This is a genomic window from Paraburkholderia sp. SSBN10T, from assembly GCF_056619545.1.
Genome location: NZ_JBWQQI010000030.1, coordinates 13,804 through 27,702, shown reverse-complemented (window position 1 = coordinate 27,702; position 13,899 = coordinate 13,804). Strand labels below are relative to the sequence as shown.

Here is a 13,899-nt window from a genome sequence, read left to right as displayed (position 1 = left end):
GTTGCTTTGGGAGCGTCTTTCGGACTACTTCCCAGACCATTTACCGGACCACTGCGGCGGCTTATTTCTCGGCATCCACGAGTCCGCGCACGAACCAGCGCTGCATGGTCAGCACGACCGCGAGCGGCGGCAGCATCGCGAGCAGCGTTGCGGTCATCACGAGATGCCATTCAGTCGCGGTGTCGCCCGACGCGATCATGCTCTTGATGCCCACCACCGCGGTGGTCAGCGATTGCTGGCTCGTGATCAGGATCGGCCACAAGTATTGATTCCAGCCGTAGATGAAGGTGATCACGAAGAGCGCCGCGATATTGGTCTTCGACAACGGCAACACGATGTCCCAGAAGAAACGCAGCGCGCCGGCGCCGTCGATGCGTGCCGCCTCCATCAGTTCGTCGGGCAGTGTCATGAAGAACTGCCGGAACAGGAAAGTCGCGGTGGCCGAAGCGATCAACGGCAGCGTCAAGCCGGCGTAGGTGTTGGACAGATGCATCGACGACACGACCTGCACAGTCGGAAAGATCCGCACCTCGACGGGCAGCATCAGCGTGACGAAGATCAGCCAGAATGCGAGATTGCGGAACGGAAAGCGGAAGAACACGATGGCGTACGCGGAGATCATCGAAATGGCGATCTTGCCGATCGAAATCACCAGTGCCATCACGAGGCTGTTCAACAGCATGCGGCCGAACGGACTGGCCGCGTTGCCGCTGCCGTGCACCCAGACGTTGGCGATGTTCTCGAACAGATGCGTGCTTGGGACGAGCGAAAGCGGCACGGTGAAGACTTCATGCTCGCTCATGGTGGCCGCGCAAAACGCGACGTACACCGGAAACACCACCAGCGCGACGCCGATCATCAGCACCGCGTGGCAGAACAGGTCGAAACCGCGGCGATTCTCGATCATGAGTATTGGACCCTCCGCTCGACGACACGAAATTGCACGACGGTCAGCGCCATCACGATCACCATCAGCACGATCGACTGCGCGCCCGAACTGCCGATGTCGAGGCCCTGGAAGCCCTCGGCGAAGATCCGGTAGATCAGCGTGCGTGTAGCCTGGGCGGGGCCGCCGCCGGTGGCTGCGTCGATGACCGGCAAGGTGTCGAAGAACGCGTAGACCAGATTGATGACGAGCAGGAAGAAGCTCGTCGGCGAGAGCAGCGGCAGCGCGATGCCGAAGAAGCGCCGCACCGGTCCGGCGCCGTCGATGGCGGCCGCCTCGATCAGCGAGCGCGGAATGGCCTGCAGGCCGGCATAGAAAAACAGGAAGTTGTAGCTGACCTGTTTCCAGACCGAGGCGAGCACGACGAGAAACATGGCTTGGCCCGGATTGAGTGCGTGATTCCAGACGATGCCGTACTTCGCAAGCGCATAGGTCACGAGCCCGATGCTCGGATTGAAGAGAAACGACCACAGCACCGCGGCAATCGCCGGGGCGACGGCATACGGCCAGATGAGCAGCGTCTGATAGGCCTTTGCGCCGCGCGTGACGCGATCGGCGCAGACCGCGAGCAGCAGCGAAATCACGAGTCCGCTGACCGTGACGAGCGCGCAAAACAGCAGTGTGGTGTTCAGCGACGCCAGGTAGAGCGGATCGGCGAAGATCTGTTTGAAGTTGGCGAGACCGACGAATTCGGTCGAGGTGCCGAACGCGTCCTGGCTTTGCGTGGACTGCCACAGTGCGACGCCGGCCGGCCAAAGAAAGAACACCAGCGTGATTGCCAGTTGCGGCCCAACCAGCAGATAAGGCAGGACGCCAGTGCCGAAACGGGATCGCTTTTCCATGAAGGCTCTCTAAAGAAAACGCCGGGCCACTGGCCCGGCTGCATGCTGAAGCTGGCCAGCGCCGCTTAGCTACCGGCCTTCTCGAAGCGCCGCAGCAATTCGTTGCCGCGTGCGACGGCGGAGTCGAGCGCTTCCTTAGGCGTCTTCTTGTCCGCCCAGACCTGCTCGAGTTCCTCGTCGATGACCGTGCGGATCTGCGGCATGTTGCCCAGACGCAGGCCCTTGGTGTACGGCAGAGGCGGCTTGTTGAGCATCTGCTTGATCGCGGTTTCGCTGCCCGGGTTCTTCTCGTAGAAGCCCTGCTGTTGCGTCAACTGATAAGCCGCGGTGGTGATGGGCAGATAGCCGGTGTCCTGGTGCCATTTGGCGGCGACTTGCGGCGAGGCGAGGTAGGCGAGAAATTTCGCTACGCCCTTATAGACGCTCGGATCCTTGCCGGACAGCACCCACAGGCTCGCGCCGCCGATGATCGCGTTCTGCGGCGCGCCTTTGACGCTGGCGTCGTACGGCATCATGCCGGTGCCGAAGCTGAACTTGGCGTACTTCTTGATGTTGGCGAGCGACCCCGAGGAGTTGGTGATGATGCCGCAATCGCCGCTATAGAACTTGGATACCGGTTCGTCCTTGCGTCCGACGTAGGTGAACGAGCCTTCCTTCGCCATGTCCTGCAGGAACTGGATGTGGGCGATCTGCTGCGGCTTGTTGAAGTCGAGTTGCGCGTCGGCGCCGTCGAAGCCGTTGTTTTCCGTCGCAAACGGCAGGCCGTGCCAGGCACTGTAGTTCTCGAGCTGAATCCAGCTCTGCCAGCCCGACGAATAACCGCACGACATGCCCGAGGCCTTCAGCTTCTGCGCGTCCTTGCGCAGTTCATCCCAGGTGCGCGGCGGCTGGTTCGGGTCCAGGCCGGCCTTCTTGAAGGCGTCCTTGTTGTAATACAGCACCGGTGTCGAGCTGTTGAACGGCATCGAGATGAGCTGATCGGATTTGGAGTCGCTGTAATAGCTGGCGATGGTCGGCACGAAAGCTTTCTCGTCGAGCGGCACGCCGGCCTGCTTGAATACCTCGGAGACCGGAATCACTGCTTTCTTCGCCTGGATCATCGTGGCGGTGCCTACTTCGTAGACCTGCAGGATCGCCGGCGCGTTGCCGCTGCGATAGGCGGCGATACCGGCGGCGAGCGTCTGGTCGTAGGAGCCCTTGAAGACAGGGACGATCTTGTAGTCGGTTTGCGAGGCGTTGAAGTCGTTGGCGATGTCGTTCAGATGCTCGCCGAGGGCGGCTTCCATGGCATGCCAGAACTGGATTTCCGTCGCGGCCTGGGCGGCCTGATTGATGCCGAAGGCGAAAACTGCCGTTACTGCGAGCTTACGGAACAGCGGGGTGCAACTCATCTATGGTCTCCTTGGTCGGCAGGCGTACAGCCTGAGGGTTGCGCGATTTTAGTTTGGCTCGATGACAGTCTGGGGTCGGAGAATATTGTTTGTGCGCCGTTCCTCGCGGCGGCGGCGGTCGGCCGCCGCCGAGCTGGATTTGATGCCTGCCGATGGCTGCTTTTTTGCCTGACTGGCTTGCCTTGCCTTGTTTTGAGATCTGCGAACCGTAAGATACCCGCTCCGATCCCGTCCGTTCTATTCAGGAGTCCAGATGCCTCGCCTGATTTGCGTTGGTTTAGTCTTCGCTTTCTGTAGTGCGGTGCTGTCCGGTTGTGCTGCGCCTTCTGTGGCGCCAGCGGATGCTTCGACGACTGCGCTGCCGCGAATCATCGCGCATCGCGGCGGCACCGGCGACGCTCCCGAGAACACGCTGGAGGCGATTCGCCTCGCGCTCGCGCACCATGCCGATGCCATGTGGTTGACTGTGCAACTAAGCAAGGATGGGGTGCCGGTGCTGTATCGGCCGGCGGATCTGTCGGCACTGACGGATGCCAGTGGGCCGGTGTCCGCGCGCACCGCGGCGGAGCTTGCCCGGGTCAACGCCGGGTGGAGCTTTCACCAGCCTGACGCTCAGGGAGCGGACGCTTATCCGTATCGCAGCCGGCCGGTGGGGATTCCGACGCTGCGCGAAGCATTACGGGCTATTCCGCCTTCGCTGCCGGTGATCCTCGACATGAAGGCGCTGCCTGCGCAGCCGCAGACCCAGGCGGTCGCGCAGGTGTTGAGCGAGGAGAACGCGTGGTCACGGGTGACGCTCTATTCGACCGAGGCCGAGTATCAGGGCAGCTTTGCCGCGTATCCGCAGGCGAAAATCTTCGAGTCGCGCGACGCGACACGCACCCGGCTGGTGCGCGTGCTGCTTCAGCAAGGTTGTGTCGATGCGCCCGCCGAACGTGCTTCGGCGGCTTTCGAGTTGCATCGAACGGTGAGCGTGGTGGAGAAATTCACGCTGGGGGAAGGGCGCTCGGAGGTGAACGCGACGCTCTGGACGCCCGCGACGGTGGCGTGTTTCAGGCAACGTCCGGATGTGCATATCGTCGCAATTGCCGTGAACAGCGCGGATGACTATCGCGCGGCGGCATGTCTCGGGGTCGATGCGGTGTTGTCGGACTCGCCGGCGAAGATGACGGCGATTCGGGCGGGGATGGGGGTGTCGTTGCGGTGTGGCGGGTAGTTGGCGCCGCGGATCAGATGAGGCTCAATGGGCCTTGATAAAAATCGCAAATTGAGATATTTTGGACTATGCGCGTTATTTCCAACAGATCGTTGGTCGAGTTCGCCGAACGATACCCCGAGGCGGGTGTGCCGCTTCAAATGTGGCGTAAGACGATCGAAGCAGGAGCGTTTTCGAACTTTGCCGCGCTCAAGCAAGCGTTTAACGCAACGGACCGGGTTGGTGATTTTTACGTCTTCGACATCGGCGGTAACAAGTTTAGATTGATCGCAGCGGTGCACTTCAATGTGCAGAAGCTGTACGTGCGCCATGTACTGACGCACAAGGAGTACGACAAATGGAAGCCTTGATTTTTTCACCGACCGAAGTCAATGAACTCGCAGATCATTTTGGTGCGCTGTCCGCAAAGGTGCCGTTGCACCCTATTGCCGACGCCACGGAATATGACGATGCGGTGCGTGTACTCAATGCTTTGCTGGACGCAGGTGCGGCTGATGAAACGCATCCGCTTGCGGGCTTGGTGACGACGCTCGGTGAATTCATCGGTGACTTCGATGACGCTCACTATGCGCTTCCCGACGCGTCACCTGCCGAAGTGCTCCGCGCGATCATGGATCAGCACGGCATTAAGCAATCGGAACTCCCGGAGATCGGCAGTCAAGGTGTAGTGTCTGAGATACTCAACGGCAAACGCGAACTGAACGCGCGCCAGATTCGCGACGTTTCGAAGCGCTTTGGCGTCAGCCCTGCGGTGTTTTTCCCTGCGTAAATTGCGGTGCATTCGCTCTAATGGTGCGCCCACAAAGAAAAACCCCGTAAGCGCGCAAGGCGCTACGGGGTTTATTGCACCATGGCGCGACGCGCCAACTGGTGTTTGCCGTTAGACGTTGAACAGGAAGTTCATCACATCCCCGTCGTGCACGACATATTCCTTACCTTCCGCCCGCATCTTGCCGGCTTCCTTCGCGCCTTGCTCACCCTTGTAGGTCACGAAGTCACTGAAGCTGATCGTCTGCGCGCGGATGAAGCCGCGTTCGAAGTCGGTGTGAATCACGCCCGCTGCTTGCGGCGCCGTGTCGCCGATATGGATCGTCCACGCGCGCACTTCCTTCACGCCTGCCGTGAAGTATGTCTGCAGGCCGAGTAGCTTGAAGCCGGCGCGGATCACGCGGTTCAGGCCCGGCTCTTCCATGCCCAGGTCGGCGAGGAATACCTGCTTGTCTTCGTCTTCCAGATCGGCGATTTCCGCTTCGATCGCGGCGCACACTGCGACGACCGGCGCCTTCTCGGCGTCCGCGAACTTGCGCACCGCATCCAGGTGCGGGTTGTTCTCGAAACCGTCTTCCTTGACGTTCGCCACGTACATGGTCGGCTTGGCGGTAATCAGGCAGAAAGGCTTGAGCAGCGCCTGCTCTTCGTCCGACAGGTCGAGCGCGCGTACCGGCTTCGCCTGATCGAGCTGCACGCGGACCTTTTCCAGCACGGCGGCGAGTTTGACCGCTTCCTTGTCGTTGCCGGACTTGGCCGCCTTCGCGTAGCGCGTGAGCGACTTTTCGACGGTCGCCAGATCGGCCAGCGCCAGTTCGGTGTTGATGACTTCGATATCCGACAGCGGATCCACCTTGCCGGCGACGTGAATCACGTTTTCGTCTTCGAAGCAGCGCACTACGTGCGTGATCGCGTCGGTTTCGCGGATGTTGGCGAGGAACTGGTTGCCGAGCCCTTCACCCTTGCTCGCGCCGGCCACGAGGCCGGCGATGTCGACGAATTCCACCACGGCCGGCAGGATGCGTTCCGGCTTGACGATGTCGGCGAGCGCCGTGAGCCGCGCGTCCGGCACTTCGACGATGCCGACGTTCGGCTCGATCGTGCAGAACGGATAGTTTTCGGCGGCAATGCCCGCCTTGGTCAGCGCGTTGAACAGGGTGGACTTGCCGACGTTAGGCAAGCCGACGATGCCGCATTTGAGGCTCATGGGGTTTCTCTAGAAATCAGGTGGTGACGTGCTTTTTCGAGCGGGGCGCACGGACAGCCCCTGTGGCTCGGCCTGGCGCGCCGGGTAGTGTTCCCGGATTGAACGGGACAACGCCGGATCTCGCAGCGCAGGCGGCACGTCTTGTGCGTGACGTGGATCACCGGAAACCGCAATTGTAACCCTGTCCGGCGTTGCCTTCGCACGGTTGGCCTGACGGAGCGCTCAGCGCCCGTCGCCGTGAGCATGCCGCTACGCTCGTTCGCAGTGGCGCCGTTCCCGCCCCGGACCCGGGAAAAGCCGCGACCTGCGCCAGCTCAAAAGCCGCATCCGCCGATCCGGCCCCGCCACCCCCCGCAGCTATAATGCGGGCATGACTGCTCACCTCCAGACCTTTGACGTCGCCGTGATCGGCGGCGGGCTCGTCGGCAAGACCGCGGCGCTCGCGTTGACGCAGGGTGGCCTGCGCGTGGCGCTGCTCGCGCAACCATGCGCTCCGCTGCCCGCCGGCGCTGCCTTCGACGCGCGGGTCTACGCGCTGTCCTCCAGTTCGCAGGCCCTGCTGGAACGCCTGCGCGTCTGGCAGGTGCTCGACACTGCGCGCCTCGGCCCCGTCTACGACATGCGGGTCTACGGCGACGCCCATGCCGAACTGCACTTCTCCGCGTTTCAGGCTTCCGTGCCGCAATTGGCGTGGATTGGGGAGTCATCGCTGATCGAGCGCGCGCTCGATGCCGCGCTGCGGTTCCAGCCCAATCTGGAATGGATCGATTCGCGCGCCCAGGGGCTCGACGTGAAGCCGGGCGGTGCGACGATCGGGCTGGCCAACGGCAAGGTGCTCGAAGCGGATCTGGTGGTCGGCGCGGACGGCGCTCATTCGTGGGTGCGCGCGCAGATCGGCCCGAAGGTCATCCGCCGCGACTACAAGCAAACCGGCGTGGTCGCCAACTTCAAGGCTGAAAAGCCGCACGGCGAAACGGCGTACCAGTGGTTCAAGGACGGCGAGATCATCGCGCTGCTGCCGCTGCCTGACGGACATGTTTCGCTCGTCTGGTCGGCGCGCACCGAGCATGCCCACGATCTTCTCGCGCTCGATCCGGCGCAGCTCGCTGCGGAAGTCGAACGCGTGACCGGCGGCCAGGTGGGTGCGCTCGACTGCGTGACGCCCGCGAAGGGTTTTCCTCTCGCCCTGCAAACCGTCGACCGGCTCGTCGCGCCGCGCGTCGCGCTGGTGGGCGACGCGGCGCACCTGATCCATCCGCTCGCGGGACAAGGCATGAATCTCGGACTGCGCGACGTCGCGGCGCTCGCCGACACGATCGCCGCCAAGGAAGCGTTCCGCGACCTCGGCGACACCGTGCTGCTGCGCCGCTATGAGCGGGCGCGCCGTGAGGACATCCGCGCGCTGATGATTGCCACCGACGGCCTGCAAAAGCTGTTTTCCGTCCCCGGCCCGGTTGCTCGCGTGCTGCGCAATACCGGCATGGCTTTCGTCGGGGCGCAGCCACTCATCAAGCGTTGGCTTGTTTCGGCGGCGTTGGGGTAGGCGGCACACATTCGGCCGCGCCAGGCACGGGTATGATGAACGGATGGGCCGAATGCCTGTCCGAGATGCACACAGCCCATCTTGCATGGGACCGAAGACGCGTGACGCGGATTCGAATGAACAAGGAATAACAGCATGAAAAAGCACCTCCGAATCGCAGCGCTCGCCTTGACCGTGGCCGTCGCGACGCTCGGCTGCTCCGCGCAGGCCGACCAGGTCACCGACAAACTCAAGGCCACCTTGCAGGCCCGCCTCGGGGACGACGCGACCGTCAAGAGCATCTCGAAGTCGCCGATCGCGGGGTTGTACGAAGTGAATCTGGGTACGCAGATCGTCTATAGCGACGCAACCGGCGACTACCTGGTGCTCGGCGATATCGTCGACGCCAAGACCCGCAAGAATCTGACCGAAGCCCGGCTGGCCGAAACCAACCGCATCGACTTTGCGAGCCTGCCGTTCGCGAACGCGGTGAAAGTCGTGAAGGGCAACGGCAGCCGCAAGATAGCGGTGTTTTCGGATCCGAACTGCCCATATTGCAAGCAGCTCGAAACCACCTTGAAGTCGATCGACAACGTCACCGTGTACACCTTCCTGTACCCGGTGCTGTCGCCGGATTCGACGGTAAAGTCGAAGTCGATCTGGTGCTCGTCGGACCGCGCCAAGGCCTGGGAATCCTGGATGCAGGACCATCAGGCCCCAACCGCCGCCGGCACCTGCGACACCGCCGCCATCGACAAGAATCTCGCCCTCGGCCACGCCATGAACGTGGACGGCACGCCGACCGTGTTCCTGGCCGATGGCCGCCGCCTGCCGGGCGCAGTGCCGGCCGACCGGCTGGACAAGGAACTCTCGGCGGTGCACTAACCCGCCCGCATCGTCAGACTGGAGGCGCACTTTGCGCCTCCTGCCGTTTCTGGACCCCCATTCTTCCAACCGACCTCGCCGATGAAGCCGATCCGCTACAGCATCGTTCCGAAGCAACCCGCTGCACACCTGTTTGAAGTCACCGTCACCGTCGCCAATCCCGATCCGGCCGGTCAGCGTTTCATGCTGCCGGTGTGGATTCCCGGCAGCTACATGGTGCGCGAATTCGCGCGCAACATCGTGACGTTGCGCGCGTTCAACGAAGCGGGCCGCAAGGTGCGCATCGAAAAGACCGACAAGCAGACGTGGCAGGCCGCGCCGGTCAACGGCGCGCTGACGCTGCGCTACGAGGTGTACGCGTGGGACATGTCGGTGCGGGCCGCGCATCTGGACGATACGACCGGCTTTTTCAACGGCACCAGTGTGTTCCTCGCGGTCGTCGGCCAGGAAGGCGCGCAGTGCGTGGTCGACATCCAGAAGCCGGCCGGCCCGGCTTACCGGAGCTGGCGCGTCGCCACGGCGCTGCCGGAGGCGCGCGGCACCAAACGCTACGGTTTTGGCGAGTACGCGGCGCAGAGTTACGACGAACTGGTCGACCATCCGGTTACGCTCGGTGAATTCGCGCTGGCGACCTTCAAGGCGCATGGCGTGCCGCACGACATCGTGATTGCCGGCCGCGTCGTGGCGCTCGATATGGAGCGTCTCGCCGCCGACCTCAAGCGCATCTGCGAAGCGCAGATTGCCCTGTTCGAGCCGAAGTCGAAGAAGGCGCCGATGGACCGCTACGTCTTCATGACCCAGGCCGTGAGCGATGGCTACGGCGGCCTCGAACATCGTGCATCGACCGCATTGATCTGCAACCGCACGGATCTGCCGGTCGAAGGCCGCCCGCAGACCACGGAAGGTTATCGGACTTACCTCGGCCTGTGCAGCCACGAGTACTTCCACACCTGGAACGTCAAGCGCATCAAGCCGGCCGCCTTCGCGCCGTACGACCTGACACGCGAGAACTACAGCTCGCTGCTGTGGCTGTTCGAGGGCTTCACGTCGTATTACGACGATCTGATTCTGGTGCGCAGCGGTCTTATCACCCCGGAAGAGTATTTCGGGCTGCTCGGCAAGGTGGTGGGCGGCGTCATGCGCGGCAGCGGGCGCCTGAAGCAAAGCGTCGCCGAAAGCTCGTTCGATGCCTGGGTCAAGTACTACCGGCAGGACGAGAATGCACCGAACGCGATCGTCAGTTATTACACCAAGGGCTCGCTGGTGGCGCTGGCGTTTGATCTGACGATTCGTGCACAGACCAACAACCGCAAGTCGCTCGACGATGTGATGCGCCTGCTGTGGCAGCGTTTCGGGCGCGACTTCTATCGCGGCAAGCCGGTCGGCGTCGAAGAGGACGAGGTCGAAGCGATTTTTGCCGAGGCAACCGGCGCCGAGCTGGGTGCGTTGTTCGAGCAGGCGGTGCGCAGTACGCGCGATCTGCCGCTCGAGACGCTGCTGGAGCCGTTCGGCATTTCACTCGCGCCGGAGGCGGACAAGAACGCCAAGCCGTCGCTGGGTGCGCGCGTGCGTGGCAGCGCCGAGTGCACGCTCACCGCGGTGCATGACGGCAGTGCGGCGCAAAAAGGCGGCTTGTCGGCGGGCGACGTGCTGGTGGCGATCGACGGCCTGCGTGTCACTGGCGCGAATCTTGATACGCTGCTCGCGCGCTATTCGCCGGGCGCGAAAGTGGAAGTGCACGCATTCCGCCGCGACGAACTGCGCACTGCCCAGGTCAAGCTGGACGGGCCTGAGGCGGCGCGGTACTCGCTTAGCGTGACGGACAAGCGCACGGCGGCGCGCAACTGGCGCGAGCGCTGGCTGGCGGGCTAAAGCGGGTCAAATCGAGGCGCGGGCCGCTGAAATCTCAGGATTGAGCGGCGGATTGTTCTACCCTTGCAACAATCCGTCGCTGCCGCACGGCTTTTTCGCGGCCTGGTAAAAAAACACAATGGCTCCACTCGCGCAACATTGCGCGCCCCTACTGGAGTCAACCATGACCACGATTCTGCAAATCAACTCGGCAGCCCGCTCGCAAGGCGCTAACTCGACGCTGCTCGTCAACGAACTGACCGAAAAGCTGCAAAAGTCGCACCCGGGCGCGCAAGTCGTCGCCCGCAATCTGCAAGCTGAGCCGCTGCCGCATCTGGACGACGCCGTCCTCGGCGCATTCTTCACGCCGGCTGACCAGCGCACCCCGGAACAAGCCGCAATCGCTGCACGCAGCGAAGCGCTGATCGCCGAACTGCAAGCCGCTGACATCGTCGTGATCGGCGCGCCGATGTACAACTTCGGCATTTCGTCGCAACTGAAGACCTACTTCGACTTCATCGCTCGCGCCGGCATCACGTTCCAGTACACGGCGACCGGTCCGGAAGGCCTCGTGAAGGGCAAGAAGGTGTACGTGGTTTCGGCACGCGGCGGCAAGTATCTCGGCACCCCGAACGACAGCCAGACGCCGTATCTGAAGGCCTTCCTCGGCTTCCTCGGCATGACCGACGTGAGCTTCATCTACGCGGAAGGCCTGAACATGGGTCCGGACGCCGCTAGCGCCGCTTTGGCTGGCGCACGCGAAGCGATCGCTGCTGCGTAAGGTTTGCTGCGGTAGAGGTCCGCGTTGCGGACCAAAAAAAACGCCACGGAAGTGCATTCCTTGGCGTTTTTGTTTTTGCGCGGCGGCTAGGCGAGCGTCTGCGCTTCGTCGGGCAGGCGCCAGTCGATGGGCTGCCGGTTGTGCCCGATCAGATACTCATTGGCTCGCGCAAAGTGGCCGCAGCCGAGAAAGCCGCGGTGCGCGGACAGTGGCGACGGATGCGGCGCCTCCAGCACGCAATGCGCCTTGCCGCCGAGCAGCGCCCGCTTGGCCTGCGCGTGCGCGCCCCACAGCATGAACACGAGTCCGTCATGGCGCTGCGCCAGTTCGTGGATGAGTGTGTCCGTGCATTTCTCCCAGCCGCGCTTTGCGTGGCTCGCCGCCGCATCGCGCTCGACAGTGAGCACCGTGTTCAGCAGCAGCACCCCTTGTTTGGCCCAGGCGTCGAGGCAGCCGTGGCGCGGTGGCTCGTGCCCGAGGCTGGCGGCAATTTCCTTGAAGATGTTGCGCAGCGACGGCGGCGGGCGCACGGCCGGCGGCACCGAAAACGCCAGCCCGTGAGCTTGCGGTGTGCCGCGGTCCTCGCCGTGGTAAGGATCCTGACCGAGGATGACGACTTTGACGTCGTCCGGGCTGGTGAGGCGGAGCGCGCGAAATACGTCTGCTGGGTACACCGTCTTGCCGGCCGCGCGCTCACCATCGACGAAGCGGCACAGCGGCGCGTAAGCCCCGCTCTCGATGAACGGTCGCAGATGCGCTCGCCATGCCGGCGGCAGGGCGTCGAACTGGGCTTCGAGCGAAGCAGGGGGCGTAGGCGTCGAGGTCGTAGCCGACGCTGAAGGCGTTTGCTGTGCCACAGAGGATGGGTCGGACGGCTCGTCGCTAAACAATGAGGCTTGCGACGACGGGGAACGGGTACGGGAGGCAGAGGTCATGACGCGCAAGTGTCGCAGCAAACGGGGTGTAGCTCAAGACGCACGCACGTCGCAAGGCCGGACCGCGGCGTCGTATCAGCGGCCCGGCGCTTGTCGTGCCGCGCGATTCTTATTGCTCGCGCAACCGATAGCCGCGCTGAGCCTTGCTGATATTGTCCGGCGTCAGCCCGGGCACGTGGGCGCAGAGTTCGTCCGCCAACGCATGCAGTGCCGCTTCGTCACCGCTCTTCAATTCCAGCTCGACTTCTAGAATCGGCGCGCGGCGCGTCTCACCGTGGACTTCCGCGATCACATCGCCCTGATCGATCGCTGCTTCGATCGTGGCGCCGTGGCTGGCCACCTGCCACAGCGTGCGGGTGAAATTCGTGCGGAACAATTCGATCAGATCCGGTGCGGCCGCCCGCAAAGCTGCGGCCACGGTAGGTTCGTCGCACGCCTGCAGCAGCGCTTCGATCTCCAGCGCCGCGCCGGCTACCGGCATTTCCCACTCGTGCCGGCTATGCAGGCCGGCCGTCGCGTTACCCGCGGTCTTGAAGGTCTGCAGCCAGCCGTCCGGAGTGTGCCGCAGACGCAGCGCGCTTTTCGAGCGCGCCAGCGTCAGCGTCGGCGTATCGAAGTAGATGTTGGCAAGTGCGACCGGGTGTCCCGCGCTGCCGCTGGAGGCGACGAACCAGCGCGTCGCGGCGCTGACCTGGTCAGCCGGCAGCGCCAGCTTGATTTCACGTTCGATACCCATGGCGGTTGTTTCCCCGGTCAGCTCAGAAAAACATCCGCGCGAGTTCTGCACCCGGCTCTTGCGCGCGCATGAACGCTTCGCCGACAAGGAAGGTATGCACGTCCATCTGGCGCAAGCGGTCCACGTCGAGGCGCGACAGGATGCCCGACTCGGTCACGACGATGCGATCTTCGGGGATCGATTCGAGCATGCCGATCGTGGTCTCGAGCGACGTTTCGAAGGTACGCAGATTGCGGTTGTTGATGCCGATCAGCGGCGTCTTCAAGGTGAGCGCTTCCGTCAACTCGTTCCTGTCGTGCACTTCGACGAGCACGGCGAGCCCGAGCGAATGCGCGAGCGCTTCGAGATCCTGCATCTGCGAGGTTTCGAGCGCGGCGGCGATCAGCAGGATCGCGTCGGCGCCCATCGCGCGTGCTTCGACGATCTGGTACGGATCGACGATGAAGTCTTTGCGCAGCACCGGCAGGTCGCAGGCGGCGCGCGCTTCCTGCAGATAGGCGGTGCTGCCCTGGAAAAATTGCACGTCGGTGAGCACCGACAGGCACGCCGCGCCATGTTTCGCGTACGAGCGGGCGATCTCAGCCGGCACGAAATGCTCGCGCAGCACACCTTTGGAGGGGCTCGCCTTCTTCACTTCGGCAATCACTGCAGCCTGACCGGCGGCATGTTTGGCGCGCAGCGCGCCGACAAAGTCGCGCTTGTCGCGCGCCAAGGCTTCGAGGCGCAGTTCTTCGAGCGGTGCGCTCAGTTCCGCCGCGCGGACCTCCTGGCGCTTGACGTCGATGATGCGTTCCAGAATATCGCTCATAGGTGTTCCGA

At 63.4% G+C, this 13,899-nt stretch carries 14 protein-coding genes; 7 read left to right on the top strand and 7 right to left on the bottom strand.

Annotation, left to right across the window (positions count from 1 at the left end; genetic code table 11):
• Positions 1 to 61: 61 nt before the first annotated feature.
• The 3 genes from ugpE to ugpB all read right to left on the bottom strand — a co-directional run bounded on the left by ugpE (position 62) and on the right by ugpB (position 3,179).
• Positions 62 to 907, bottom strand: a complete 846-nt coding sequence (ugpE, locus tag AC1ECK_RS32375; protein WP_480326650.1) for a sn-glycerol-3-phosphate ABC transporter permease UgpE — start codon at positions 905 to 907, stop codon at positions 62 to 64.
• Positions 904 to 1,788: a sn-glycerol-3-phosphate ABC transporter permease UgpA gene (gene ugpA / locus AC1ECK_RS32370; RefSeq protein WP_480326648.1), complete on the bottom strand. Its 885-nt coding sequence runs from the start codon at positions 1,786 to 1,788 to the stop codon at positions 904 to 906. Before ugpA ends, ugpE begins: the two co-directional genes overlap by 4 nt.
• Positions 1,789 to 1,853: 65 nt before the next feature.
• Positions 1,854 to 3,179: a sn-glycerol-3-phosphate ABC transporter substrate-binding protein UgpB gene (gene ugpB, locus AC1ECK_RS32365; RefSeq protein ID WP_480326646.1), complete on the bottom strand. Its 1,326-nt coding sequence runs from the start codon at positions 3,177 to 3,179 to the stop codon at positions 1,854 to 1,856.
• 253 nt (positions 3,180 to 3,432) lie between these two features.
• On the opposite strand from ugpB, the gene AC1ECK_RS32360 reads away from it, so the two are divergent.
• From AC1ECK_RS32360 to AC1ECK_RS32350, 3 genes are all read left to right on the top strand, one after another.
• Positions 3,433 to 4,395 (top strand): glycerophosphodiester phosphodiesterase family protein, encoded by a 963-nt coding sequence (locus AC1ECK_RS32360; RefSeq protein ID WP_480326644.1) that lies wholly within the window; start codon positions 3,433 to 3,435, stop codon positions 4,393 to 4,395.
• Between the two features lie 68 nt (positions 4,396 to 4,463).
• Positions 4,464 to 4,745: a type II toxin-antitoxin system HigB family toxin gene (locus AC1ECK_RS32355; RefSeq protein WP_480326642.1), complete on the top strand. Its 282-nt coding sequence runs from the start codon at positions 4,464 to 4,466 to the stop codon at positions 4,743 to 4,745.
• Entirely contained in the window at positions 4,733 to 5,164 is a 432-nt protein-coding gene (locus tag AC1ECK_RS32350) for a helix-turn-helix domain-containing protein (protein WP_480326640.1), read from the top strand. The genes AC1ECK_RS32355 and AC1ECK_RS32350 overlap by 13 nt, the downstream gene beginning before the upstream one ends.
• A gap of 111 nt (positions 5,165 to 5,275) precedes the next feature.
• On the opposite strand, the gene ychF is transcribed toward AC1ECK_RS32350, so the two are convergent.
• On the bottom strand, positions 5,276 to 6,370 hold the full coding sequence (gene ychF, locus AC1ECK_RS32345) for a redox-regulated ATPase YchF (protein ID WP_480326638.1): 1,095 nt from the start codon (positions 6,368 to 6,370) through the stop codon (positions 5,276 to 5,278).
• Between the two features lie 370 nt (positions 6,371 to 6,740).
• Here ychF and AC1ECK_RS32340 point away from each other — a divergent pair, with 370 nt between their 5' ends.
• The 4 genes from AC1ECK_RS32340 (at position 6,741) to AC1ECK_RS32325 (ending at position 11,409) form a co-directional block, all read left to right on the top strand.
• Entirely contained in the window at positions 6,741 to 7,913 is a 1,173-nt protein-coding gene (locus AC1ECK_RS32340) for a UbiH/UbiF family hydroxylase (protein ID WP_480326636.1), read from the top strand.
• 135 nt (positions 7,914 to 8,048) lie between these two features.
• Complete coding sequence (locus tag AC1ECK_RS32335; protein ID WP_480326634.1) at positions 8,049 to 8,777, top strand: DsbC family protein; 729 nt, start codon at positions 8,049 to 8,051, stop codon at positions 8,775 to 8,777.
• An 81-nt stretch (positions 8,778 to 8,858) separates the two neighbouring features.
• Complete coding sequence (locus tag AC1ECK_RS32330) at positions 8,859 to 10,649, top strand: M61 family metallopeptidase (protein ID WP_480326632.1); 1,791 nt, start codon at positions 8,859 to 8,861, stop codon at positions 10,647 to 10,649.
• 163 nt (positions 10,650 to 10,812) lie between these two features.
• Positions 10,813 to 11,409, top strand: a complete 597-nt coding sequence (locus tag AC1ECK_RS32325) for an FMN-dependent NADH-azoreductase (RefSeq protein ID WP_480326630.1) — start codon at positions 10,813 to 10,815, stop codon at positions 11,407 to 11,409.
• Between the two features lie 86 nt (positions 11,410 to 11,495).
• On the opposite strand, the gene AC1ECK_RS32320 is transcribed toward AC1ECK_RS32325, so the two are convergent.
• The 3 genes from AC1ECK_RS32320 to trpC all read right to left on the bottom strand — a co-directional run bounded on the left by AC1ECK_RS32320 (position 11,496) and on the right by trpC (position 13,888).
• Positions 11,496 to 12,344 carry a uracil-DNA glycosylase gene (locus AC1ECK_RS32320; RefSeq protein ID WP_480326628.1) on the bottom strand — a complete coding sequence of 283 codons (849 nt, stop codon included), beginning with the start codon at positions 12,342 to 12,344 and terminating at the stop codon, positions 11,496 to 11,498.
• Between the two features lie 109 nt (positions 12,345 to 12,453).
• Complete coding sequence (locus AC1ECK_RS32315) at positions 12,454 to 13,080, bottom strand: CYTH domain-containing protein (protein ID WP_480326626.1); 627 nt, start codon at positions 13,078 to 13,080, stop codon at positions 12,454 to 12,456.
• A 22-nt stretch (positions 13,081 to 13,102) separates the two neighbouring features.
• Positions 13,103 to 13,888, bottom strand: coding sequence for an indole-3-glycerol phosphate synthase TrpC (trpC, locus tag AC1ECK_RS32310; protein WP_480326624.1), 786 nt, complete (start codon positions 13,886 to 13,888; stop codon positions 13,103 to 13,105).
• Positions 13,889 to 13,899 lie beyond the last annotated feature (11 nt).